A 26330-nucleotide genomic window follows, 5' to 3' on the forward strand; every position below is an offset into this window, starting at 1 on the left:
ATCGGTTATAAAACAGCCAAGAGAAGATTTAAAGTGGAAGTAAGGAATTTAATTATTGCAATGATAGTGACCTTTTCCGGAGGAGATCCCAACAAATTATTTAAAACTTAAAGTGGCCGGAATTTCTTCCGACCACTAGTGGCCAAAAGGCAGCTTTTTAATTTCTTATCATGTTAAGGATTTAAATAAATTAAGCATTGGTTTAGTTCCGGATTCTGTTTGGTAAGAGCCTCAATCCAAATCTTAAGTTCCTCAATTTCATGAGGCAGTAACCTGGATATCGCTTTTTTAACCTCTTTACAGAATAAATTTGCATCAAAACTCACCTTATCAAGGATCATTTTGGTGTATTCAAACATCGCTCTCGCCATAATTTGACACTTATTTAATTATTAGTTGGGTTAAGTTAAAAAATGTAAAAATTTCTCTATAACGTGCGAATTTAGTTCCCTAAATATAAAAAAAATTCACACTTAAACTACATATAAACAAATGTTTAACATTTTAAAACCGGTTATCACCGCCTAATATATCTCCTAATCCTCCCAAAATACTTCCTTCTCCCTTATCTTTTCCTCCTGCTTGCGGTGCTGCCTGTAAAACCCTGTTCGCTAATCGACTAAATGGAAGTGATTGCACATAAACCACGCCCGGTCCAGTTAAAGTTGCAAAGAAAAGTCCTTCGCCACCAAAAAACGTGTTACGAATTCCGCCTATAAACTCGATATCATAATTAACAGTTTGTGTAAAACCTATAATGCAACCAGTATCTACTTTTAGGACTTCGCCAACCGCTAATTCTTTTTTCGCCATTGTACCACCGGCATGCACAAAAGCCATCCCATCGCCTTCTAAACTTTGCATTATAAACCCTTCTCCTCCAAAAAATCCGCGTCCCAGTTTTCGGCTGAATTCAATTCCTATAGAGACTCCTTTAGCAGCACATAAAAACGCATCTTTCTGGCAAATAAATTTCCCGCCAAACTGGGTAAGATCAACAGGAATTATTTTTCCTGGATATGGTGAAGCAAAACTAATTTTCTTTTTACCCTGTCCTATATTAGAAAAAATGGTCATAAAAAGACTTTCTCCGGTAAGTAAGCGTTTACCCGCTCCCAGTACTTTGCCTAAAAAACCTTCGTTTTGCTTACTTCCATCACCAAAAATAGTATCCATTTTAATACCGTTGTCCATCATCATAAAATTTCCGGCTTCGGCAATGGCCGCTTCCTGCGGATCGAGCTCTAACTCAACATACTGCATTTCTTCTCCAAAAATTTCGTAATCTATCTCGTGTGAATTCATAAGTTCAGTTTTAATAATTGTACGTATTAGAAGTAGAAATCTTTAAATTGTTACAGTGGATTTATAAGTTTATTTCTTTGCTTTAACTTTCACAGTCCATTCAAATTCGAATGATGAAACCTCCACTCCCTCTTCGTTAGTTCCTAAAGATTTCATCCAAAAGGTTTGTCCTTCACCAGTTTCCAAAGTTGCTGCAATGGCTTTATCTATTAAGGCCCCATCTGTACATTTAAAAAGAATCTTACCGGTTGCCTTTTTTGAAAAAACAGATTTATTTTGAGCCACCAACATTGATATTGGTTGTTTTTGGGATCTAATTTTTGAAATCACCAAGGCTCCGGTACTCAACTCAGCTGCCATAGCCTGTACTGCAAAATACATACTTTTAAATGGATTTTGATTAATCCATTTATGTTTTACTCCTACACTACAATCTGTTTTCGAAATCGCTTTGACTCTTACACCGCATAGCCATGCGCTTGGTAATTTGAACATTACAAAGTGATTGAGCTTCTTCGCACTTATTCCCATTCTTTTAGTTATTTCCTTTAAAGATATTTATTTTATTTTAAATCCCTTGAGAAACAAAAAATATTAATTAAATGTTAAATTTAAGTACTATGCTTTGCAAAATACCTTCTTTTAACCATATATTTGTATTAGAAGTTAACTGGTATAGTAATTTCTAAATTTAATGAGTTAAGAATTAAAGGGTTTATCAATCAAAATCATCCTTCATCAGGGTATTAAAACCGGACTTAAAAACATCAAAAACCATCATTTTAAGTCCGGTTTATTAAAAAGAAAACACAATGGAATCATCAGCAATTAAACAGCAAGACAAAACCTTAGCCACTATCATCCATCTTTCGGTCTTCTCTAAACTATTTATCCCATTTGGAAATTTTATCTTCCCAGTAATTATCTGGCTGGTTGGTAAGGAAAAAGAATTTATAAATCATCACGGCCGGAATGCTGTAAATTTTCAGTTAAGTTTATTACTTTATTACATCATCATTGCCTGTTTCCTCATTGCTACAATCATAATTTTAGGGGCTAGAATTCCTAATGAGTTTTTTGAATATGATCAATATTCCATTAATATTTATCCCGGCGAAGACAGTAATTTTCTACAGTTTTTAGTCATTCTTGTTACAGGAGCCCTATTTTTTCTTGGACTTATTGTTTTTGAACTCTATGCAGTGATCAGCGCTGCTAAAAACGCAAGTGAAGGAAAGGAATTTAAATTCCCTTTATGTATCAGTTTTATCAAGAAAGATAGCACTGAAAACGAACCTATTCAATAAATCCATCTTGAAAAAACTACTAAATACCAGCCTAATAGTTATCTTTTTACTTAATATTTCTTGTGTAAAAATTAAGAATGAATTTTCTGACATAGAAACTTACGAATTAGAAGGCACGTGGGAATTATACGAAGGAGAAAACAAAATTAAAAAGATCATTTTCGATAACAACAAAGTAAGCCTAAAAGCAGAAAATAAAACAATTCATGGGAAATTAACCTTAACGACAACAAGCTCATCTTCCGTAGATGTAATTATTTATACAAAAACGATTACCAAAAGTATTCCTACCATCGAATATTTTAAAAACGGTAAAAAAGTTGCAGTTCCCATCGTTTACGAAAATATAAACGATGAGTCTTTCATCACACTAAAAGATATCGTGTATCAAAAAATAAAATAAACATCAATTTAGCGAATATGAATCCATCAGTCAAAATATCAAAAATCATCATTGCAATTTTAGTTGCTTTACAGTCAAATTTTAGTATTGCGCAGCCAAATGAAAAAATAGAAATAATGCTTATTGGTTTTGCACATCTTAACCAGATGCAAAACGGTACAGAGGCAGCAAGCATGTTCAATCCTAAAAAGCAAAAAGAGCTCGAAAAAATTGCATCAAAAATTGCAAAGTTTCAACCTGATGCTATTATGGTTGAATTAACTCCTGAAGAGCAACATTGGGCGGACAGCCTATACAAGCTTTATCAAAACGATCAATTCGATCTTAAAAATTTCGAATATGGTGCCAGTGAAATTTATCAGATAGGTTTTAGACTAGCAAAACACTTAAATTTAAATCACATTTACGGAATTGATTTCTACAATTCTACATCTCAAAATTTACTTAAAGAAGGAGATCATTTTGAATTTTTCCAAGACCAGTTAAAAAAGCTTCAGACAAAAGCAAGACCTATGGGAAAAGAGGTGATGGAAGATAGATTATCACTTTATGATTTTACGAAAAAGATTAATGAACCCGAAATGCTAGATCTTTCTTATCGAGCAATTTTCAATTTTCCGGCTTACGTGCAAAATGGAGATTTTGATAAAGAAGGAAATGATTATAGAGATTTAAATTCTGAAGAAAAAAAATACGTAGGTGCCGAATATATTAGCTTATTTTTTGACAGAAATATAAAAATTTATTCAAACATTTTAAATACACAATTAAAAACAGGAAGTAAAAAAATCTACGTAATGATGGGACAGGCTCATATTGGGATTTTAAAAGACTTACTAGAAGATAACCCAAATTATAAAATTGTAGATGCCCTAACATATTTAGATTAGTCATTAAATTCATCCAAAATAATCATCAATCAAAAAATGAACATTTTAAAAACATTCAAAACCAAACGCTATGAAGATAGAGAACACCAAAGCACAAATGCGTAAAGGTGTACTGGAGTATTGTATACTTTCGGTTTTAAAAGATGAAGATGCTTACGTAGCAGAGATCTTAGACACCCTTAAAGATGCCAAATTACTGGTAGTTGAAGGAACGATATATCCTTTATTAACCCGACTTAAAAATGCCGGACTCCTCTCCTACCGATGGGAAGAATCTACCAGTGGACCACCAAGAAAATATTATGGATTAACCGAAACTGGTAGATTGTTCTTAACCGAACTTTCCTCGACCTGGGATGAGCTGCAAACTGCAGTAAACATTGTAACCACTCAAAAAAAGAAAAATCATGAATAAGACAATAAATATAAATCTTGCGGGCATGTTCTTTCATATAGACGAGGATGCCTATAAAAAATTACAGCACTACCTGGATGCCATAAAACGTTCATTTACCGATAAACAGGGCCGTGACGAAATTATACTGGATATCGAAGCGCGTATTGCTGAGCTTTTTTCGGAAAAAAGAGCTGATAAAAGTCAGGTAATCAGCATGAAAGATGTCGATGAAGTCATTGCCATTATGGGCCAACCTGAGGATTATATGGTAGATGAAGATATCTTTGAAGACGAGCCTGAAGCTGCTTCAACTAAAAAAGCTAAAAAAGCATCTATTAAGCGCTTATATCGCGATACAGAAAATTCGTATGTTGGTGGTGTAAGTAGTGGTTTAGGTCATTATTTAGAGATCGATGCTATTTGGGTGAGGTTACTATGGGTCGTATTAACTCTAGCTTCCAGTGGGATCTTTTTGTTGATCTATATTGCTTTCTGGATTTTTACTCCCGAGGCAAAAACAACTGCCGAGAAACTATCGATGCGCGGTGAAGAAGTGACCATCTCGAATATCGAAAAAAAAATAAGAGAAGGTTTCGATAATGTTTCAGAAAAAGTAAAAAATGTAGATTATCAAAAATATGGCAATCGTGCTAAAGCAGGTGCAGGATCTGCGGCCAGTGCTTTTGGCAGAATCGTTAATGTAATCTTACGCATAATTGTAGCCTTTGTAGGTATAGTTATCCTGTTAACAGCAGGAAGTGGTTTAATTGGATTATTTATAAGTCTGTTCACCTTTGGAACCTTTGGAATCATCGATGCGCCATGGAATGATTATTTAATGATGCATATCTCTGGTACCTCTGTTTGGATTGGAGCCATATTTTCATTTTTTGCTATAGGAGTGCCCCTATTCTTTCTTTTTGTACTGGGACTAAAAATACTCGTTAAAAATCTTAAATCAATTGGGACAACCGCTAAGCTGGTTTTATTAGGCTTATGGATTTTATCAGTTATAGGATTGGCAGTGATTGGAATAAAGGAAGCGACAAGCCGTGCGTTCGACGAAGAAATTATGCAGACGTATTCCATTCCTATAAAACAACAGGATACGTTGCATATAGAGATGAGAAACAACGGTATTTATTCTCCTTACGTCTCCAGACATTATAATATGAAATTAAAATACGACGAAAATGATAACAAAGTTCTGTATAATGAGGATATTGGATTAATCATACGTTCCACTCAAGATTCTGTGGCCAGATTAGAAATTATAAAATCAGCCGAAGGTAAAAGTGTATTGGATGCTAAAAAAAGAGCTGAAAATATAGATTATCAGTTTAAAACAGATGGAAACACGCTTTATTTAGACTCTTATTTTCTGATTAGAGACGAGCTTTTGGCTAGAGATCAGGAAATAGATATGACCTTATGGCTACCCGAAGGAAGCTTCTTTATTGCTAATGAAAATACCTACTATTATCATAGAAATAGTTACTCTTCAGATGATATCTTACAAAATGGACAAGAAGGACATCTACTAAAAGTTGAAGAAAATCGTGCAGTTTGTCAGGACTGTCCAATAGAAGTCATAGAAGAGGATGAAGATGTTTTCGATTCAAATGAAGATACTTTTAATACTACTGCGCAAGAAGAAAAGTATTTAGAGGATCAAAAAAACAGGATAGAAAAAGATACTACATCCACCGAAGAACCAACCGACGCATCAGACGATTTTGATGCGCCGGTTTCTAAGACCAATAACGGTGTTTAAATAACAATTAACTAAGCTCAACCATCAATCAAAACTAACCAATCATGATTAGTCTTTTAAATGTAATCATCAGTTTTCTTATGCTCGTGCTTTCTCCACAATTGGAGATTGCACGACAAAAAGAAAAAATCATTGACATTTCCAATAAAATAGAATGTAATTATCAACAAAGTGAGTTTTTAAACAAAATATAGATGACCCTAGGCCGCTTTATGAGCTTTTATTTTTTTCAGCTTATTATTTCGTATTTTAGTTTTCAATACATTCAATTTTATGGCGTTCTTTTTGATATTGCTAAATTGAATCAAATAAAGAATTATGAAAAAAAGTATTAGTCTTTTACTCCTTTTAGTCGCATTTGTAACACAAGCACAGGTCGTAGGAAACCGAAATGTAATTAACAAGAAAAGAAATCTTGATAATTTTACGGAAATCAATATTACAGGAGATTTTAAAGTAAGCTTAACCCGGGGAAATTCAGCTTTCGCAGAAGTTGAAGCCGATGAAAATCTTCACGATCTCATCCGTACTGATGTTGTAGATGGCGTACTATTTATCAAAGCAGCCAAAGAGATTAAACGCTCTAAAAGACAGGAAATGAAAATTGAATTTCCTGAAACCATTACAAAAATCAAACTTGGAGAAAATGCCGAATTAGATGCTTCAAAAGGTCTTAATTTATCTGATCTTGAGATAGAAACATCTGGTAAATCCAAACTTTTTTTAACGCTTAACGTATCTAATTTTAAACTTCGTAATAACGAGGATGCTAAGGTTGAACTGAACCTTGAAGCCAAAAATGCATATTTTCAGTTAAATGGAAGTAGTAAAATAAAGGCACTTGTTAATGCTCCTGTTTTCCAGTTAGACAACTATGAACGTTCTGATGCTGAAATTGAAGGAACGGTAGCGGATTTTCAATTAAGAACAGAACACACCAGCACTTTTAAAGGTAAAAACCTAACAACAACTAATGCTAAGCTAATCGCTGAAGGTCGTTCTAAAAACGAAATTTCAGTCACCGACAATCTTAGTATAATTGCAGAAGATCGAAGTGAAACTACCATATTTAATACTCCTAAAATTGAAATTGAGAAATTTACAGGACAAGCAATTTTAAAGAAAGCTGAATTTTAATATTTAGTTTGAAACATATAAATAGAAAGGCCGGATAAAAATCCGGCCTTTCTGATAATTATGAGTAAGATTACTACACTTAGGCAGTAACTTCTTTTTCTTCTTCTTCACTGGTTTCGATCTCAGCTAAATAACGTTCAGCATCCATAGCAGCCATACAACCAGTTCCTGCTGCAGTAATGGCCTGGCGATATTCTTTATCCTGCACATCTCCTGAAGCAAATACTCCCGGGATATTTGTTTTTGTTGATTTTCCTTTAGTAATTAAATAACCGGTATCATCCATATCCAAATGACCTTTAAAAATATCGGTATTCGGTTTATGACCAATAGCGATAAATAGCCCGGTAATAGCGATTTCTTCTTTTTCTCCGGTTTTGTTGTTCACCATTCGTAATCCATCTACCACCTGATCGCCAATAACTTCATCTACTTCCGTATTATACCTAACTTCAAGATTTTTGGTATTATTTACACGGTGTTGCATCGCTTTAGACGCTCTCATCTCATCTTTTCTAACCAACATAGTCACTTTCTTACAAATATTGGCTAAATAAGTTGCTTCTTCTGCAGCAGTATCTCCACCACCAACAATGGCTACATCCTGGTTTTTATAAAAAAATCCGTCGCAAACCGCGCAAGCCGAAACTCCGCCTCCTCTTAATTTTTGTTCACTCGGCAATCCTAAATATTTAGCGGTAGCACCAGTAGAAATAATTACAGTTTCTGCTTCTACCCATTTAGAATTATCAATACACGCTTTATGGATACCACCAACCTCTTTGCTAAATTGAACTTCGGTAACCATTCCCATACGAACTTCAGTACCAAAACGCTCTGCTTGTTTTTGCAAATCCATCATCATAGCCGGACCATCAATACCCTCTGGGTAGCCAGGAAAGTTATCAACTTCGGTAGTCGTTGTTAACTGCCCACCAGGTTCCATACCAGTATACATAATGGGTTTTAAATCTGCTCTGGCAGCATAAATGGCTGCGGTATATCCGGCAGGACCAGATCCTATAATCAAACACTTAATTTTTTCGATAGTCTCGCTCATATATTGTCTAAATCTTATTCTTAATTTCCAACTGTAAAAATAGTAACTTCAATTAAAAACTTACAGTAAATCGTATATAGATTTACTATATGCCAATAGTTGCAGCATATTAGCCTTTAAAACACGAAGAATTACTTATAGCATGTCGACAAATTTAAAACAATAAATTTACCTTTGCCAATAATGGAATTTAGCCTGTTTAACATACTTGATATTCTTGGTACAGCAGCTTTCGCAATTTCCGGAGCATTATCTGCGATGAACCGCAGGCTGGATCTTTTTGGCATTTTTATCATTGCCTTTGTGACTGCCATTGGTGGTGGAACTTTACGCGATGTTTTAATTGGAAACACTCCGGTTACCTGGATGGAAAATACGCTATATATTTATTTGATTAGCGTAGTTACCATGTTAGCTATTTTATTTAGAAATTACCTAAACCATCTTAAGAAATCCCTGTTTTTGTTCGATACTATTGGGCTTGGTGTATTTACAATCACCGGTGTAGAAATTGGAATTAGGAACGAACTGGATCCCATAATTTCTATTGCCTTAGGAGGAATGACCGGTGCTTTTGGCGGAGTAATTAGAGATATTTTATGTAACGAAATCCCAGTGATTTTTAGAAAAGAAGAAATCTATGCAACGGCATGCCTGGTAGGCGGACTCATTTTCGTGATTATGCACGATCAAGATATTAATACCGATGTTACTTATCTGGTCACTTCACTCACCGTAATTATCTTAAGATTACTTGCGGTAAAATATCATATCACTTTGCCCGACTTTTATCCCGAAAAGGAGCAAAAATGAGCTTATTTGAATTTATAAACATTTCAATCTGAATATCTTTAGTATTCTAAACAACTTGTAATGTTTTAAACCTGAATTTGATTGAGGGTTTCAACCACAAAGCGCTGTAATATTAAACTTCAAATTTCCACTAAATAAAAACAGCAATTAGCCGTAGGGAACTAATTGCTGTAAAACCACATTCATATTTAATCTTAATGCGGTAATTTATTGCGAAGTAATCCGTACAAAAATGTTCCAAGCATTGCACCAGCAAAAACCACCAATATTGGCCAGTACCCTGCTCCGGCTAACACATAAATTGGTCCCGGACATGCGCCGGCTAATGCCCAACCAAGGCCAAAAATAATGCCACCAAACATATAGCGGCTAAAACTTTTATCTTTAGGAACAAAATTTATTGGTTGACCAAAAAAAGACTTTAAATTCTTTTTTTTGATAACCTGAACACCGATAACACCCAAGAATAACGCCGACCCTATAATCCCATACATATGGAATGACTGGAATTTAAACATCTCATAAATTCTGAACCAGGATGAAGCTTCAGATTTAAACATTACGATTCCAAAAACTATTCCTATCACTAAAAATCCTATCTGTCTCATCTTTTAAAATATTAATGGATATAAAAAGTGTATCATTACTAAACCACCAATAAAGAAACCGATCACAGCAATTAAAGACGGTATTTGCAAGTTACTTAATCCTGAAATGGCGTGTCCTGAAGTACAACCTCCGGCATATCTCGCTCCAAAACCAATTAAAACTCCACCAATTAAAAGCAATACTATGGTAAGCGGTTCTGAAAAAACAGAATTCGAAAATAATTCGGTTGGCAGATAAGCATTTCCCGCACTTTCAAACCCAAGATTGTTTAAATCCTGAATAGTTTCTGAAGAGATCGCTACTGTTGTAGGAACTTCACTTAAATAAAAATGAGCGATAAAACCTCCTATAACGGCCCCAAGTACAACTAATAAATTCCACTGTTGGGCTTTCCAATCAAAATCAAAAAAATCTGCCTTTCTATCGGCACCACACATACTGCACATGGTTCGAAGGTTGGAAGACATCCCAAACTGTCGCCCCATAAAAATGAGTAGAAACATGGTAAGTGCAATCAATGGCCCTGAAACGTACCATGGCCAGGGTTCTAAAATCCAGTTCATATTCTTATTTTGTACAAATAAACCAGAAATTAAGAAAACTGCCTGTAACAATAGTTACATTATTTTTCCTGGAGATATTCTTTGAAGTTGTTCAGAACCTTTTTTGAAAGACGCTGTTGAGTTTTCTCTGTCCAGCCTGCACTTTTCTTTCCGATAACCACATTTTTTCTTTCCTGAATTTCCTGCGGCACATCTTTTTTTGCATCCCCATCAAAAATCGCAAAATTTGATGTCGATTTTATCCAGTTTCGAAAAGCTTCCAAATCGAACGGCATTCCCAGCGACGTGTTGATAAATATCTTACCATTACCGAATTTTTCGAAATTTTCTGATTGAAGAATTTTCAGATTTTTAGGAAGATGAATAGAGATCACATCTACCGTTTCCAGAAGCTCATCAAGCTCTAAATATTCCAATCCTTTTTGTTCGTACTGAAGTTTTCTGCTTCTGCTAAAGTAATAAAGATTGGCTCCAAAAGGCAGTAAACAATCCGCTAAAAGCTGCCCGGTAACTCCCAGACCAATAATCCCAATTTTAAGATCGGTAAGTTCTTGAGGGATATCTTTCCATTGCTTTTCGGCATAGCCGTGAATAAGCATAATCAATTCTGAAATCACAAATTCTGCCACCCCGGGATCCCCGTAATCAAAAATTCCGGTTACAGTAATTCCATTTTCGCGAGCATAATCAACGGCTACATTTGCTGAAGCATCGTCAAACAAGCTACAACACATCCCGATATACTTAAGATTAGGACATTTTTGGATTATTTCTTTTGTAATTTGAGTTTTCCAGGAAACAAAAATTACCTCAGCATCACCAATTCGCTCAAGAATCTCTTCATCGGTCTCCGGGAAATCATCAGGATGAATTATTTCTTCTTCAGAATATTCCTGAAGCTCTGTAATAGCTTCCTTATTCATTTTAGTATAATCGACACAGGCTATTTTGTTGAATTTCATCTAATATTTTTTGGAAACATAAGAAAAAGTGGGAGATTTTTAGCAATAAGCAGTTAGCTTTTAGTAAAAAATAGAAAAGAAGTAATTTTAGAGTTCTTAGGTTTCACTTTTTTTAAAATGGTTAACTATCGTAGAAAAGGAATTCCTAAAAAATAAGCTACATTTTTTCCCGATTTTAACCTTACAGAATTCATAATTACCAAGAATAGATTAAGAAAATAAAGTATCAAAACGCTTATCCACAAAAATAAGGGGTTAATTAATAAAGAAGGAGAAATCACACTAGATTGATACACTCGATAAAAATTACCTCCGATATATCCAATTATAGAAAGGAATAAAAATAAGCTCCAGGTGATTTGAAAATTCAAAATTTCCCTGCTGTTCCTATCAATTCCATCAATTTTATTTTTCTGAGAAATCCACATCATCAGTGGAATTAAAATTCCAAGAAGAGGAAAAATTATAAAACTTAAAGCAGAGATATTTAGGAGTGCCAAATAGCTGTCATTTTTTTCAAGTTTCCAATCGATAAGTTCTTCAGAAGTAACTCCCAGTCCTTTTGCTATTCGCTGTAAGGTATCACCTCGCGGCGTCGTTTCACCGTTTTCGATGCGCTGGATTGTTCGCAGACTTAATCCTGAATCTTCGGCTAAAACTTCCTGTGAAAACCCTTTTCGGTTGCGTAACTCGGTTACTCGTTCTGAGAGTTTGCTGTTTTTCATAATTACAAATTTAAATGTTTCAGCAAATCTATATTGAGTGGTTAAAAATGCTTGCGTCACGCTTATGACATGTTTACGTCATATCTGTCAAAGCCACTAAAATTAGTAGTTTAGAAGTAATTATCATTGAAGAATTGACGGTTTACAAAACAAAAAATAAATTAAACCTCCATCCTGATTCTAAATTTCTACCTCTTATTTCCCGAGTCCATAATTCAAATTTAAGCATTCAGCATAATATACTTTGAATCATACTTCTTCGAACCTCTTCTTTCGTTTCTAATTTCTAACCACGAAACGATCTAAATCCTAATTACTCATCACTGTCCATCATTTAAAATATAATTCTCTAATTGCTTTAAACTGATTCGCCCTTCATAAATGGCTTTACCAATTATAGTCCCTTCGCATCCTGATTCAGAGAGTTCTAGTAATTCATCGAATTTAGATATTCCCCCAGAAGCAATCAATTTAATTTCAGGGTTTTCAGCTAAGATACGATCATACAAATCGAAAGCTGGCCCCTGCAACATTCCGTCTTTAGAAATATCTGTGCAGATTACATACACCACACCTTCTTTTTTATACTCAGCTATAAATGGAATTAACTCCTTCTCTGATTCTTCCTGCCAGCCACTTACGGCAACCTTCTCATCATTCGCATCGGCGCCCAAGATTATCTTTTCTGCACCAAATTTTTCCAGCCAGCTTTTAAAAGTTTCGGGGTCTTTTACCGCAATGCTGCCCCCGGTAATTTGTTTCGCGCCACACTCAAAAGCAATCTCCAAATCTTTATCGGTTTTTAGTCCGCCACCAAAATCGATTTTTAGATTAGTTTTAGAAGCAATAGTTTCTAAGATTTTATGATTTACGATATGCTTTGATTTTGCACCATCAAGATCTACCAGATGTAAGTATTCGATCCCGTGAGCTTCAAAAGATTTTGCTACTTCAAGCGGATTTTCATTGTATATTTTTTTGGTGTTATAATCACCTTTAGAAAGTCTTACGCACTTTCCGTCTATTATGTCTATAGCTGGTATTAAACGCATTTATTTCAATTTACGGTTTAGGGTTTACAGTTTTTGCTTTTTTTTGAGCTTTTAGCTAACAGCTTTTTTATTTGACATTCAGTTTCGCTTATTTCATCATTTGGAGCGAAGTACAACGAAGCAATTTTAAAATAAAAAATAGTCCTACATTCTAAGTCATATTCGCTTCTCGATAAAATTCTTCCTTCCGTCAGAATCACTCGAAGTGACACTCATCGTCGCCTTAGCAAATCATGAAATTAACACATTTTCAATTCTCTATTTTCACTAGTCTAAATTCTAACAGCAACGATCTGTTTCTAACTTCGTAATTCTAACTTCAAAAAGTTTTCCAAAATCTTTTCCCCAGCCTTGCTACTTTTTTCCGGGTGAAATTGGACTCCATAAAAGTTATTCTTTTTAATAGCTGATGTATATTCTACTCCGTATTCCGTAGAACAAATTGTTTCTTCGCATTCTTTTACATAAAAACTATGTACCAGGTATACATATTCTTTTTCGTTTACGCCTTCAAACAAATCTGATTGCAAATCGTAAATCTGATTCCAGCCAATTTGTGGCACTTTCACCGAATTATCGAACCTAACCACTTTAGCATCGAAAATCGACAATCCTGTGGTGTCTCCTTCTTCACAGTACTCGCACATCAGTTGCATTCCAAGGCAAATTCCTAAAACCGGTTGTGTGAGCTTTGGAATCACTGTGTCGAGTCCGGTTGACTTTAGCATTTTCATGGCGCTACTCGCCTCTCCCACTCCTGGAAAAATTACTTTATCGGCTGCTTTAATTTCGGCTGCATCATCAGTTAAAACGGCATCGTAACCTAAACGTTTAATGGCAAATTTGATACTTTGAATGTTTCCTGCGCCGTAATCTATAATTGCTATTTTCATCTTTTTAGTAGTTGGTAATTAGTAGTTAGTATTGAGTTTAGAATAATGAGTTTAGTACTAACTACTCTATACTCAATTCTCAATACTATTAAAGCATTCCTTTAGTTGACGGTAAAATCATTTTCTCGGTATCTCTTTTTATAGCCATTTTTATCGCTTTAGCAAAGGCTTTAAAGATTGCTTCGATTTTATGATGCTCGTTAGTGCCTTCCGCTTTTACGTTCAGATTAGCTTTTGCTCCATCTGTAAAAGACTTGAAGAAATGATAAAACATTTCTGTTGGCATTTTTCCAACCATTTCACGCTTAAAATCGGCTTCCCAAACTAACCAGTTTCGGCCACCAAAATCGATCGCTACCTGAGCCAGGCAATCGTCCATTGGCAGGCAAAAACCATATCTTTCAATTCCTAACTTACTACCTAAAGCTTTTGCGTAGACTTCGCCTAAAGCAATGGCCGTATCTTCTATGGTATGATGTTCGTCTACCTCAAGATCCCCATCTACGTTTACTTCAAGATCCATTTGGCCATGACGAGCGATCTGATCTAGCATATGATCAAAAAATGCGATCCCGGTAGCAATGTCAGCTTTTCCTGTTCCGTCAAGATTTAGTTTAATCTTAATATCAGTTTCGTTGGTTTTTCTTGCAATCTCGGCGGTACGATCTTTTAGTTTTAAAAACTCATAAATATCTTTCCAGCTCGATGTTTTAAGTGCAATGGTATCTTTCAGTTTGGAAATATCATTTTTTAATTCGTCAGTCGCTAAATCTTCATGAGTATCAATAAAGATTCCTTTTCCGCCAAAATTATAGGCAAATTCGATATCCGTCATACGATCCCCAATCATAATCGAACTGGCCATATCATAAGCCGGAGAATTCAGGTATTTTCTTTCCAAAAGTCCTGTGTTTGGCTTTCGTGTAGGATGATTATCTTTAGCAAAAGTTCGATCGATCAAGATATCGCTAAATTTTACGCCTTCATTTTCAAAAGTTTTCACCACAAAATTCTGGATGGGCCAAAATTGATCTTCAGGATAAACTTCAGTTCCCAAACCATCCTGATTGGTCACCATCACCAATTCATAATCCAATTCTTTGGCGATCTTCGATAGATAGAACAAAGCTTCAGGGTAAAATTCCAGTTTTTCTAATTTATCTACCTGATAATCCTCAGGCTCCAGGATAATCGTTCCATCACGATCTATAAATAAAACTTTTTGCATTTTAGTTAAGTTAAGCTTTTTAAAGCGGCAATTAATTTTTCATTTTCTTGAGTGGTCCCTACGGTGAAGCGCAGGGTATTTTCGCAAAGCGGTTGGGTGCTTCTATTTCTAATGACAATTCCCTTTTCGATTAATTGATTGTATCTGGCCGTAGCATCATCCACTTGCACTAATATAAAATTAGCATCTGAAGGGTAAATTTTCTCAACATAAGAAACTTCCATCAACACTTTAAACAATTGATCTCTGCCTTTTAGAATATCAGCAACTTCAGCCTTTACATTTTCAACATCAAGAATTCGGTTTAAAGCCCGTTGTTGCGTTAATTGATTGACATTGTAAGGGGGTTTGATTTTCTTTAAAATATCGATAATTTCCCTGGAAGCACAACAAATTCCCAAACGGATTCCGGCCATGCCGTAGGCTTTAGAAAGTGTTTGTGTAATGACCAAATTTGGATATTGTTGAAGCCTACTTAACCAGCTTTCTTTTCCTGAAAAATCAATATAAGCCTCGTCGATAATTACCAATCCATTAAATTCTTGAAGCAATTCTTCTACTTTTTCTTCTGAAAAAGTATTTCCAGTAGGATTGTTTGGTGAACAAAGAAAAAGCAATTTAGAATGAGCATCTGCGTTATCCAATATCGAAGAAACCTGTGGTTCGAAATCCTTAGAAAGGAGTACTTCCCTATTCTCGATATTATTGATTTCTGAAAGTACTTTATACATTCCATAAGTTGGAGGAAGGGTAATCACGTTATCTTTCCCGGGCTCACAAAACGCCCTAAACAATAAATCCAAAACCTCATCACTGCCATTTCCTAAAAGAATTTCTTCCGGTCTAATGCCTTTAATTTTTGCGAGTTCATCCTTTACGTTACGTTGATGCGGATCGGGATAGCGATTTACATCGGTTTGATAAGGATTTTCATTCGCATCAAGAAAAACCATATCGGTTCCCATCGATTTGTATTCATCGCGAGCTGAAGAATAAGGTTTTAATTTCTTTACGTTCTCACGAACAAGGTTTTGTATGTTTATATTGGTGGGCATTTTTTTAGCTTTCAGCTATCAGCTTTTAGGCTTTAGCTATTTTAATCATTATTATCAATATTCTTTTCTTTTTTCCATTGCCGAAAAAAGAAACAAAAAAGGCTAGGCTTACGAAATTTGATCTAAATTCTTCGTTCTGAAGCTAAATTTTAGAAACTCGCTACGCTCAAACAGCCTAAAATTTAAACGCTTCTTTCACTTCGAATTTTACGACCAATTTTCGATAGGCCAGTTTTCAAACTTCAATAAACATTTATATATAAACAGTTTTTAGCTTTTTCCTTTCAAATTTCAACATTCAGCATTCAAAATAAATACTCATCCTGTTTTTTTCTAGTCTATATTCTAACTTCTAACAGCGAAGTGATCTAAAATCTAGTTAACACGTTAACTCAAGTCTTTCAATCTCAAAGTCACTGCATTTTTATGTGCTTGTAAACCTTCAGCTTCGGCCATTAACTCAATTGCGGTACCAATGCTTTTTATTCCTTCTTCTGAAATTTGCTGAAACGTCATACTCTTCATAAAACTATCCAGATTTACACCACTATATTGTTTGGCATAACCATTAGTCGGTAACGTATGATTAGTTCCTGAAGCGTAATCTCCGGCACTTTCAGGTGTATAATTACCAATGAATACCGAACCTGCATTGATAATACCTCCCGTATAAAAATCGTTATTTTCCGTAGAAATGATAAAATGTTCCGGGCCGTATTCATTGATTAAATCCAGGGCGATCTCATCGTTCTCTACATAGATCAATTTCGAATTTTCGATTGCCTTTTCTGCAATGGCTCTTCTTGGCAATGCTAACAACTGATTTTCTACTTCTGCTTCTACTTCATCCAAGAATTTTTTTGAAGTAGATACTAAAATTACCTGACTATCGGCACCATGTTCAGCCTGACTCAGTAAATCTGATGCTACATAAGCCGGATTAGCCGAATCGTCTGCCACTACCAATAATTCTGAAGGACCCGCTGGCATATCGATAGAGACATTATGACGAGTAGCTAACTGCTTGGCTACGGTTACAAATTGATTTCCGGGGCCAAAAATTTTATATACCTTGGGGACTGTCTCGGTTCCGAAAGTTAATGCTGCAATCGCCTGAATCCCTCCAATCTTATTGATTTTAGTGACTCCGCATAAATTAGCCGTGTATAAAATTGCAGGATGAACTTTCCCTTCTTTGTTAGGAGGCGTACAAAGCACGATTTCTTTACAACCTGCAATTGCCGCTGGTACGGCTAACATTAAGATTGTCGAAAATAAGGGTGCGCTTCCTCCGGGAATATATAATCCGATTTTCTGAATGGGTCTCTTTTCCTGCCAGCATTTTACACCGCTTGTTGTTTCTATTTCAACTTTCGTTGTTTTTTGAGCAGCATGGAATTTTTCAATATTCTTTTTAGCTAAAAGAATGGCTGATTTTAATTCTTCTGATATTTCAGCCTCAGCAGTTGCAATTTCTTCTGAAGTTACTAAAGTATTTTCAAGCTTAATACCATCAAACATATCGGTATATTTTGCCACCGCGGTGTCTCCTTTGGCTTTTACTTCGGCAAAAATTTGGTTTACCGTATCTTCAATATCATCTACGGTTTTGGTTGGCCGTTTTAAAACAACCTCCCATTCTGATTGTGAAGGATTATATATTTTGTTCATAATTTATTGTTCACAGTTTACGGTTTACAATTTTTCACTTTCAGCTGTCAGCTTTATTGATTCAATTTCAATTTTTGAATTTCTAAAAAAACGATCGAAATTCTGACTTAAATATACTTCTCGATACAATTCTGCCTATCGTCAGCATCACTCGAAGTGACAGTCATTATCAATTTATAAATCAATACTTTCAAATTCTGCACTACGCTTTAATTTGTCATTTCGAGCCTGCCTCGCCGGCAGGCAGGCATAGTGAAACAGAGTCGAGAAATCTCATCATATATAAATCTCCACATCTTTTTTCTATTTTCTCTCTTCTTATTTCTAACTTCCTCTGGCTTCGATAAGATTACTCCTTCCTCGCAATCACTCAGCCGCCGGGGCATCTAAGCTTTCATTTAAAATTCAAAATCAGTAATGAAAATTAATTTTCAAATTGCCACATTAACACATCATCAAATTAATTACAGCACCATTTTTTCAATAGGTACTACAAGTAAACCTTCTGCTCCTTGTTGTTTTAGTTCGTCGATCACTTCCCAAAAGCGCTCTTCATTAATCACCGTATGAATAGAACTCCATCCTTCTTCTGCTAACGGTAATACGGTAGGAGAACGCATACCCGGTAACAATCTTATAATATCATCCAGCTTGTCATTGGGTGCATTTAGTAATATATATTTTGATGTTCTCGCATTTAAAACCGATTTAATCCTGAATTGCAACTGATCCAAGATCTGCTGACGCTCTTCAGATATCTTTGGTGAAATAGCCAATATTGCCTCGCTCTTCAGCATTACTTCAGCTTCTTTCAAATTGTTTTTAAACAAGGTACTTCCACTCGAAACGATATCACAAATGGCATCAGCTAAACCTATATTCGGAGCGATTTCAACAGAACCGTTAATAATATGCAGATCTGCCGTGATTCCTTTCTTCGCTAAATATTCTTTTACGGTATTTGGGTAACTGGTAGCGATTTTCTTTCCTTCCAGATCCTGGATTCCATTATATTTCATCGATTTTGGAACCGCAAGGGAAACACGGCATTTTGAGAAGCCAAGTTTCTCCCCGCGAATAATATCTTTCCCTTTTTCTACCAAAACATTCTCCCCTAGTATAGCAACATCTACCACCCCGTCTCTTAAATACTGGGGGATATCACCATTCCTTAGGTATAATACATCTACAGGAAAATTGCGGGCCGAAGCTTTTAATTGCTCCTTCCCGTTATCTATTGAAACCCCCGCATCTTTTAAGATCTTTAGCGAATCTTCATTTAGACGACCAGATTTTTGAATTGCGATTCTTAATTTTTCTTTTTTCATCAAAAAAGCATTTTATTTTAGTGCTTAGTTATTTAAGTTTTAAAATTTGAACAAATAAAAAACCCGTTTGATTAGCTCAAACGGGTTTCTAAATATGCTTAACATTACCACATATCAAATTTACCTCGCCTGAGCGCAGTAGTAAATATGATGATGGTGATGTAATTGTATCGTTCTCATTATAACAGCAAATCTAAGTATTAATTTTAAAATTCAAAATCAGAATTTAAAATTTCTATATAAATTTTAGTTATTTCCTAAAATTAATGGTAATCCATTCTCACCCGAGCCAATAATTACGGTTTTAGCATTACCAGATTTTGCCAGTTCTAAAGTGGCCTGTATCCCTTTTTCCTGTAAAACTTTATCGGTTAAAGATTCACTCAAAATTCGGTTTGCTCGTGCTTTACCTTCCGCATCGATTCGCTGACGTTCTGCTTCCTGTTCGGCTTTGGTTAATCTGTATTCATATTCTAAAGACTCCTGTTCCTGTCTTAATTTACGCTCTATAGCATCTTTAATAGTTGATGGCAACGACACATCTCTTACTAAAACTTCGTTTACCTGAACGTATTGTTCTCTTAAAAGAATCTGTGTTTCTTCTAAAATTTCTTCCTGAATGGCTTCACGCTTGCTGGAATATAATTGCTCAGGATTATATCTACCTACTACCGCACGCGTAGCCGAGCGTAAGGCAGGCTTTAGCAAACGTTCGATATAAGCTTCACTTTTCTCTTTATGCAATTTTCCTAAATCTTGATAAGACGGCTGAAACCAAACAGAAGCATCTAGTTTAATCTCTAATCCATTTGAAGATAACACCGTCATCTTTTCGTCTAAGGACTGTTGTCGTACTTCATATACAAAAACTCTGTTCCAGGGCGCTACTAAATGAAAACCTTCACTTAAAGGTGGTTCATCGGTAACCACCCCGTTTCCAAAAGTCTTATACAGCACACCCGCTTCACCAGAACCGATTGTAATTGTAGATTTCGAAACAAAAATTATTAAAACAACCAATCCTATAAAAATTGGTATTGCAATCTTGGGTAATCTATCCATAAATAATCTATTAAATTAAACCTTTATATTTTCTGTAAAACCATTCTCCTGCCAATAATCCGATCAATACAAATAATAAAACATACCAATCAATGATGGGGCGAGACTTCGTACTTTCTTCTATGATGATAGAAAAATGACTATCCTTTAAAAGTTGTTTTTTTAAATCCTGAAGCTGATTGGGGAAATAAACCTGACTATCATTTTTAAGCGCCAGACTATTTAATTTTGAAAAATTTGCTGAAGAAAATTGCTCTTCTACATTGAACGAAATTACGGAAAATTTACCTGACTTTTTTATTTCTGAATCATCTTCAGTCACGGTAAAATTATAATCCCCCGGTTGAAGCGTATTAAAACTAACTTCATAAAAATTATTCCGTAATAAAAACCTTGAATTTAAATCTGTATTTCGATGGTCATTTTCCAGTTCAATTTGAAGATTTGCATTAGGATCAAACTGGTAATTTTCATCAAAAAATTGCGCATTAAATTTTACAATTTCGTTGGAATAATAGAAAGATTTATAGTCGATAGTTAAGCGCTCTTTTTTCTTTTTAGAAGATAGGTTTTGTACAAGAGCACCTATAAAATTATCGAACTTTTCAAAACTTTGATGATCTATAAAAACTTTAGTTCGCCAACGCCAAATGTTTTCTCCAAATAAATACACTGAACTTCTATCGTTATTTTTTACCATCATCAACAAAGGTTCTTCGATATTAACCCCTTCGATTTTTTGGTAAAGTAATGCATCAAAATCAGTATTAATTTTTAAATCCCCAAACGTAGCCTGAAGTGGAGGAAAATCTGAAAATCCTATATCTTCAAACTGAAATTGATTAAAATTGGGATTTATCGCTGCATAAAAATCCTGCTTCTCATTACTGGTGTTTTTTGATAAATACGGGATCGATTTATGAATAGCGTTCCAGTTGGTTTGGGTTCCGGTAATGACTACATAATTTAAATTGACGGCATTAACGGCTTCAAACCATTCATTAAAGTTATTATTTGGCTGATAAAATATAACTAACTGATATTCATTAAAATTAATATTATTTTCGTTAGCATATTTTATAGTTACATTTCGCTGCTTATTGGCTTCTATGGATTTTTTAAGCATCCCTAAATCCGGATGTGCAATACTGCTTAAAATTAAAACCGAAGTGCGCTCATCAATCACATCTACTGCAAAATCGTTTTTGTTATTGATTGTATTTTTTTCGTCTTCCATCGGTAGGATTGCTGCAGAATAAGTTTGGGGTCCTAACTGAACCGCTTGCAAATTTGCCTCTAATCTCACCGACCTATTTTCTGCTGAAAAATTGAGCTCTTTAGAAAAAACGGTGTTTCCGCCTTTTGAAATTAAAAACCTTGACGCGACATTTTTTGACCCTGAATAATTTATAAAAATCTCAACTGGAAATTTATTATCCAGAAAAGCATAACGGTTTACATTCAATTTAGCGATACTTAAATCTGGAAATTTTGTAGTATCTCCAATGATGATTGGAAAGATTTTTTGGTTTTTTGAAGCATTAAAATATTGAAAATCCCTACCTAAAGTCTGGTTGCCATCACTTATTAAAATGGTCGCATTTTGATTCTTTTTAAAACTTGATTTAATATCATCTAAAACTTTAAAAATATCGGTTTGTTTTGCGCCGAAATTGGCCGAATCTTGTGTCGAAATTTCACTACCAAAATAAATATTTTGGACATTAAAGCGTTCATTAATTTCTTCATCTTCATTAAAAAACGAAGCTATTTCTTTTAAATTATTTTCCTGATGAAGATGCGCAATAGATTCTGTATTATCTAAAGCGAGCACTAAATCTGGCTTCTCCCTTTCAATTACAACCGATTTGATCTTTGGATTGATTAATAAAAAAAGTAGTGTAAAAACACTTAAAACTCTTAAAATAAAAAGAATTAATCGCTGATTACCACTTCGCTTGGATTTTACATAATATTGAAAATAAGAAAACCCCAGCGCAACGCATGCAGCCAGGGTTATATATATTATGTTGAGTATCTCCATTTATCGGTTTTGGGTTGTAATTTAAGAGAATATTAAGGCTTTACCAACCTAAAACCCAAAAACAGAAATAAATAATTTTAGCGATCAATAATCGCAAAAAAAGCCAGCGCTCTATAGACAGGAAACCTATTACAATTTCAGGTAGATCCTATGGAAAATTAAGGCTGCGATAGAAATTAAGTTAGCATTCCACCATCTACGTTAAGTACCTGCCCGGTAACATAAGCACTTAGATCGCTACCTAAATATACACAGGCATTGGCAATATCTTCAGGTGTGCCGCCACGTTTTAGCGGAATATTATCTCGCCATCCCTGTACCACTTTTTCGTCTAACTTCTCGGTCATTTCAGTTTCGATAAAACCAGGAGCTATTACATTGGTACGTATATTACGTGAACCTAGCTCTAAAGCCATAGACTTACTAAAACCAATGATCCCGGCTTTAGAGGCGGCATAATTTGCCTGACCGGCATTTCCTTTTACTCCAACAACAGAGCTCATATTAATAATGCTTCCTTTACGTTGTTTAAGCATAGTACGCTGTACCGCTTTGGTCATATTAAAAATCGATTTAAGGTTTACTTCGATCACGCGATCAAAATCCTCCTCACTCATACGCATTAGCAGGTTATCTTTTGTGATACCGGCATTGTTTACAAGAATATCGATAGCTCCAAAGTCTTCTGCTACATTTTTAATTAGTTCCTGCGCCTGTTCAAAATCAGCAGCATTCGATTTGTAACCTTTTGCTTTTACTCCACTTTCAGAAAGCTCTTGTTCCAGTTCTTTAGCTGCTTCTTCAGAGGAATTATACGTAAATGCCACATTTGCACCATGGGCTGCAAACACTTTTGTTATACCTCTACCAATACCACGGCTTCCACCGGTTACGATAGCATTTTTACCTTCTAATAATTTCATATATTATAGTAAGTTAAATTTATCTTCGCCAAATATAAGAATATGCATTGTTTAGGTATAAAAAAACCTCCTTTTTCAAGGAGGTCTTTGTTTTTTATTGACGTTGAATTACATTTTTAAGTCTTTCTCTTTCTTTTTCTCGTAATTGAACAGGTAATCGATATCGAGTTCTTGTACATCACCTAATTTATTTAGTGCTTGCATGTCTACATCTTTTTTATTTCCTATCACCAAAACATTGTAATCCTGTCCTTTAATATTGTTATCAAAAAATGTTTGTAAATCTTCGAAGCTCATTCCTTGAATTGCTTCGTACATTTCTTTACGCGTGTCGTGATCTAAACCACGGTCTTTTAATCGCTCGTAGCTCCAAAAGATATTGGTTTTGGTGATACGATCTGCCGCGATTTTCTTTAATGTAGCTTCTTTAGCCGCTTCAAACTGCTCTTTCGCTTCTGGCATATTAGTCATTAATTCCATCATCGCATCCACCGCCTGTGGCATTTTATTGGCCTGAGTACCGATATAGGCCATCGTATAATTTGGTTTATCAACTTCTGCAGCCATTTGATAACTCGAGAATGCAGAGTAGGCTAACGACTTGGATTCCCTTATTTCCTGAAATACAATAGACGATAACCCACTACCAAAATAGGTATTGAATAATTGAGTGGCTGCCATTTCTTCGGCATCAAAATTATCACCTTTTGCAAGGAAAATCATTTCGCTTTGTACCATATCGTAATCTACAAAGTACACATTACCACCGGTCTCCTTTTCGTTATATTTACGTGTCTCTGGATACTCCTTAAGTTCTGCTGCTACATCGTGTTTTTCGCTCACTGCGGTTACCGCTGCTTCAGGATCTTTTCCATAATAAAGAATTCGTTGTTTGTAATTACGCAGATCTTTTACTTTATCTACCAGCTCTGCCGGATCTAAAGCGTTTAATTCGGCTTCGGTATAAATATTACGAAGACGGGAATCTTCGCCGTATTTTCCATAATTCATTAAACCATTAAACAAAATATTTCCTTTTTGGGTTTTGGCATCATCACGACCTTTCATAATAGAAGCCACATATTTCTCATAAGTTTCCTGATCTGGTTTTGCATTTTTCCAAAGATGCTCCAGTAATTCTAATCCTTTAGGTAAATTTTCTTTTAAGCCGCTAATACCAACATAAATCTGGTCGGAACCGGCGCTTACAAAATAACTAATACCAAGTTTGTAAAATTCCTGCTTTAATTCCTCAGGAGTGTATTTATCGGTACCTAAATAATCAAGGTATCCCGTAGCTAAAGAGATTTCTTTATCATTATCCTGCCCCATATCAAAAATAAAATACAGGTTAAAAAGATCGTTATTTTCATTTAGGATATAAGAAACCGGTAATCCATTTTCAGTTTTGGATTCTTTGATCGCCTTCTCGTAGTCTACATATTGCGGAGTTAATACCGGAGCCTCAGATTTGTTGAATTCAATTAGAAAATCTGATTGCTTGTCACGATTTAACTGAACCGGAGTAATTCCGGGATTTTCTACTTTGGCGATATTAGGGTCTTCCCCTATTCGTTTATAAACCGCAACATAATTATCTTTATAATGCTCATTAGCGTAATTCACAAGTTCTTCTTTGGTAATCGATTTTAAATCGTTTGTAAAATCAACTACATCCTGCCAGTCCTGGAAATGAATAAAGGCATCCATATGCGCATAAGCTACCGAAGATGCATCTTCATACTGCCGAATTTCAGATAGTTTTAAATCATTTATCACCGCATCGATTAACCAATCATCAAATTCTCCTTTCTTGATCTTCTCAACTTCCGCGAGTAATAAATCTTTCACTTCTTCCAAAGTTTGATCGGCTTTTGGCATCCCGTATAACAAATGGAAACCATAGTCATTATCAAAATTGGTATATGAAGAGGCCTGTTGTACCTTTTGTTTTTGGTTAAGGTCCAAGTCTATTAAACCGGCCTGAGAATTTGCCAAAATATAATCGATTAAGTAAACGATCTTTTGATCTTTACTGCCAACACCATCGGTACGAAAAGCTACATAAACAGATTCTGAAGTTGGTCCAAATACTTCTTTCTCGATAGGCGCTGTGATAGGTTGTTCCTCTGGAAAAGTAGGGTGAGTTACTTCTTTAGATTCGTAGCCTCCAAAAGCTTCATTTACTTTTTGAATGGTGCTATCGAATTCTAAATCGCCTGAAAGAATTACGGCCATATTATTTGGCACGTAATATTGATCGTAATAATTATGAATCGCTTGCATTGAAGGATTCTTTAAATGCTCTGATTTTCCTATCGTAGATTGTGTACCATAAGGATGGGTAGGATAAAGACCTTCTAAAACGGCATAATACTGCTTTCTGGAATCACTGTCCTGCCCACGGTTAAACTCTTCGTAAACGGCTTCTAACTCGGTATGAAACAAACGTAAAACGAGTTCGTTAAACCTTTCGCTCTCTACCATTAACCACTTATCCAACTCGTTAGAAGGAATTTTATTTACATAAACCGTTTGTTCGTTAGAGGTAAAAGCGTTGGTACCTTCAGCTCCCAAAGAACTTACCATTTTATCATATTCGTTAGCTATGGAATACTTGGAAGATTCCTGTGATACCAAATCGATCTGGCGATAGATTTCTTTTTTCTCTTCAGGATCTGTAGTGGCTTTATGCTTTTCGTAAAGATCTGAAATGGAATCTAAAAGTACTTTTTCTGTTTCCCAATCCTGAGTTCCTATTTTACTGGTCCCCTTAAAAACCATATGTTCTAAGTAATGCGCAAGCCCAGTATTATCTGCAGGATCGTAGGTAGAACCTGCACGAACCGCAATTAAGGTTTGAATTTTAGGTTCTTCATTATTTTGACTTAAATAAACCTTTAAACCGTTGTCTAAGGTATACAGACGCAAACCGGTAGGATCGTCATCAAAAGTTTCATAAGAAAAGCCGTTGGCGTCAGTCTGAATGTTCGATTTTTCTTCCTTTTCTTTTTTGCAGGATGAAAAAGCAAGAAAAAGCATTGCCATTAGAGGCATATAATATTTCCTCATAGTTAAAATTTTGATTGATAAATATTTATAAAAATAAAAAAGTCCGTAAGCAAATAA

The 26330-nt window shown here is 35.2% G+C and carries 25 protein-coding genes; 7 read left to right on the top strand and 18 right to left on the bottom strand.

The window, feature by feature from the left end; translation table 11 throughout:
• Window positions 1-173 precede the first annotated feature (173 nt).
• From AC13DP_RS17300 to AC13DP_RS17310, 3 genes are all read right to left on the bottom strand, one after another.
• Window positions 174-371 (bottom strand): hypothetical protein, encoded by a 198-nt coding sequence (locus AC13DP_RS17300; protein ID WP_013071832.1) that lies wholly within the window; start codon window positions 369-371, stop codon window positions 174-176.
• A gap of 133 nt (window positions 372-504) precedes the next feature.
• The gene (locus AC13DP_RS17305) at window positions 505-1305 is read right to left on the bottom strand and encodes a TIGR00266 family protein (RefSeq protein ID WP_013071831.1); all 801 of its coding nucleotides are present in this window, start codon (window positions 1303-1305) and stop codon (window positions 505-507) included.
• 69 nt (window positions 1306-1374) lie between these two features.
• A complete protein-coding gene (locus AC13DP_RS17310) occupies window positions 1375-1836 on the bottom strand; it encodes a DUF4442 domain-containing protein (RefSeq protein ID WP_013071830.1) in 462 nt (153 codons plus the stop codon).
• Window positions 1837-2117: 281 nt separating this feature from the next.
• Between AC13DP_RS17310 and AC13DP_RS17315 the strand changes: the two genes are divergently transcribed.
• The 6 genes from AC13DP_RS17315 to AC13DP_RS17340 all read left to right on the top strand — a co-directional run bounded on the left by AC13DP_RS17315 (window position 2118) and on the right by AC13DP_RS17340 (window position 7213).
• On the top strand, window positions 2118-2612 hold the full coding sequence (locus tag AC13DP_RS17315; protein ID WP_347405708.1) for a DUF4870 domain-containing protein: 495 nt from the start codon (window positions 2118-2120) through the stop codon (window positions 2610-2612).
• A gap of 7 nt (window positions 2613-2619) precedes the next feature.
• The gene (locus AC13DP_RS17320) at window positions 2620-3015 is read left to right on the top strand and encodes a hypothetical protein (RefSeq protein WP_347405709.1); all 396 of its coding nucleotides are present in this window, start codon (window positions 2620-2622) and stop codon (window positions 3013-3015) included.
• 17 nt (window positions 3016-3032) lie between these two features.
• On the top strand, window positions 3033-3905 hold the full coding sequence (locus AC13DP_RS17325) for a DUF5694 domain-containing protein (protein WP_347405710.1): 873 nt from the start codon (window positions 3033-3035) through the stop codon (window positions 3903-3905).
• 70 nt (window positions 3906-3975) lie between these two features.
• Entirely contained in the window at window positions 3976-4320 is a 345-nt protein-coding gene (locus AC13DP_RS17330) for a PadR family transcriptional regulator (protein ID WP_013071826.1), read from the top strand.
• The gene (locus AC13DP_RS17335; RefSeq protein WP_041578870.1) at window positions 4313-6076 is read left to right on the top strand and encodes a PspC domain-containing protein; all 1764 of its coding nucleotides are present in this window, start codon (window positions 4313-4315) and stop codon (window positions 6074-6076) included. Before AC13DP_RS17330 ends, AC13DP_RS17335 begins: the two co-directional genes overlap by 8 nt.
• Window positions 6077-6394: 318 nt before the next feature.
• On the top strand, window positions 6395-7213 hold the full coding sequence (locus tag AC13DP_RS17340) for a GIN domain-containing protein (protein ID WP_347405711.1): 819 nt from the start codon (window positions 6395-6397) through the stop codon (window positions 7211-7213).
• Window positions 7214-7292: 79 nt separating this feature from the next.
• Here the strand turns inward: AC13DP_RS17340 and trxB are convergent, their stop codons facing one another.
• A complete protein-coding gene (gene trxB / locus AC13DP_RS17345; protein WP_013071821.1) occupies window positions 7293-8273 on the bottom strand; it encodes a thioredoxin-disulfide reductase in 981 nt (326 codons plus the stop codon).
• A 183-nt stretch (window positions 8274-8456) separates the two neighbouring features.
• On the opposite strand from trxB, the gene AC13DP_RS17350 reads away from it, so the two are divergent.
• Window positions 8457-9086: a trimeric intracellular cation channel family protein gene (locus AC13DP_RS17350; protein ID WP_013071820.1), complete on the top strand. Its 630-nt coding sequence runs from the start codon at window positions 8457-8459 to the stop codon at window positions 9084-9086.
• 194 nt (window positions 9087-9280) lie between these two features.
• Here AC13DP_RS17350 and AC13DP_RS17355 read toward each other — a convergent pair whose 3' ends face one another.
• From AC13DP_RS17355 to AC13DP_RS17420, 14 genes are all read right to left on the bottom strand, one after another.
• On the bottom strand, window positions 9281-9694 hold the full coding sequence (locus tag AC13DP_RS17355) for a YeeE/YedE family protein (RefSeq protein ID WP_228252492.1): 414 nt from the start codon (window positions 9692-9694) through the stop codon (window positions 9281-9283).
• A 3-nt stretch (window positions 9695-9697) separates the two neighbouring features.
• Window positions 9698-10258: a YeeE/YedE family protein gene (locus AC13DP_RS17360; protein ID WP_483068191.1), complete on the bottom strand. Its 561-nt coding sequence runs from the start codon at window positions 10256-10258 to the stop codon at window positions 9698-9700.
• 59 nt (window positions 10259-10317) lie between these two features.
• Window positions 10318-11220 (bottom strand): NAD(P)-dependent oxidoreductase, encoded by a 903-nt coding sequence (locus AC13DP_RS17365; protein WP_483068192.1) that lies wholly within the window; start codon window positions 11218-11220, stop codon window positions 10318-10320.
• A gap of 125 nt (window positions 11221-11345) precedes the next feature.
• Window positions 11346-11945, bottom strand: coding sequence for a helix-turn-helix domain-containing protein (locus tag AC13DP_RS17370; RefSeq protein WP_272959606.1), 600 nt, complete (start codon window positions 11943-11945; stop codon window positions 11346-11348).
• A gap of 320 nt (window positions 11946-12265) precedes the next feature.
• Window positions 12266-12997, bottom strand: a complete 732-nt coding sequence (gene hisA, locus AC13DP_RS17375) for a 1-(5-phosphoribosyl)-5-[(5-phosphoribosylamino)methylideneamino]imidazole-4-carboxamide isomerase (protein ID WP_483068193.1) — start codon at window positions 12995-12997, stop codon at window positions 12266-12268.
• Between the two features lie 299 nt (window positions 12998-13296).
• Window positions 13297-13890, bottom strand: a complete 594-nt coding sequence (hisH, locus tag AC13DP_RS17380) for an imidazole glycerol phosphate synthase subunit HisH (protein WP_483068194.1) — start codon at window positions 13888-13890, stop codon at window positions 13297-13299.
• An 88-nt stretch (window positions 13891-13978) separates the two neighbouring features.
• Window positions 13979-15118 (bottom strand): bifunctional histidinol-phosphatase/imidazoleglycerol-phosphate dehydratase HisB, encoded by a 1140-nt coding sequence (hisB, locus tag AC13DP_RS17385; protein WP_483068195.1) that lies wholly within the window; start codon window positions 15116-15118, stop codon window positions 13979-13981.
• 5 nt (window positions 15119-15123) lie between these two features.
• Window positions 15124-16173, bottom strand: a complete 1050-nt coding sequence (gene hisC / locus AC13DP_RS17390) for a histidinol-phosphate transaminase (RefSeq protein ID WP_347405552.1) — start codon at window positions 16171-16173, stop codon at window positions 15124-15126.
• 387 nt (window positions 16174-16560) lie between these two features.
• On the bottom strand, window positions 16561-17844 hold the full coding sequence (gene hisD, locus AC13DP_RS17395) for a histidinol dehydrogenase (protein ID WP_483068196.1): 1284 nt from the start codon (window positions 17842-17844) through the stop codon (window positions 16561-16563).
• Between the two features lie 464 nt (window positions 17845-18308).
• Window positions 18309-19172, bottom strand: a complete 864-nt coding sequence (hisG, locus tag AC13DP_RS17400; RefSeq protein ID WP_228249806.1) for an ATP phosphoribosyltransferase — start codon at window positions 19170-19172, stop codon at window positions 18309-18311.
• Window positions 19173-19418: 246 nt separating this feature from the next.
• Complete coding sequence (locus AC13DP_RS17405; protein ID WP_013071803.1) at window positions 19419-20234, bottom strand: prohibitin family protein; 816 nt, start codon at window positions 20232-20234, stop codon at window positions 19419-19421.
• 10 nt (window positions 20235-20244) lie between these two features.
• A complete protein-coding gene (locus tag AC13DP_RS17410; RefSeq protein ID WP_347405554.1) occupies window positions 20245-22278 on the bottom strand; it encodes a VWA domain-containing protein in 2034 nt (677 codons plus the stop codon).
• Between the two features lie 176 nt (window positions 22279-22454).
• Window positions 22455-23201 (bottom strand): 3-oxoacyl-[acyl-carrier-protein] reductase, encoded by a 747-nt coding sequence (gene fabG, locus AC13DP_RS17415; protein ID WP_483068197.1) that lies wholly within the window; start codon window positions 23199-23201, stop codon window positions 22455-22457.
• A 108-nt stretch (window positions 23202-23309) separates the two neighbouring features.
• Window positions 23310-26273: a M16 family metallopeptidase gene (locus AC13DP_RS17420; protein ID WP_483068198.1), complete on the bottom strand. Its 2964-nt coding sequence runs from the start codon at window positions 26271-26273 to the stop codon at window positions 23310-23312.
• Window positions 26274-26330 lie beyond the last annotated feature (57 nt).

The organism is Zunongwangia sp. L-65, from assembly GCF_056859415.1.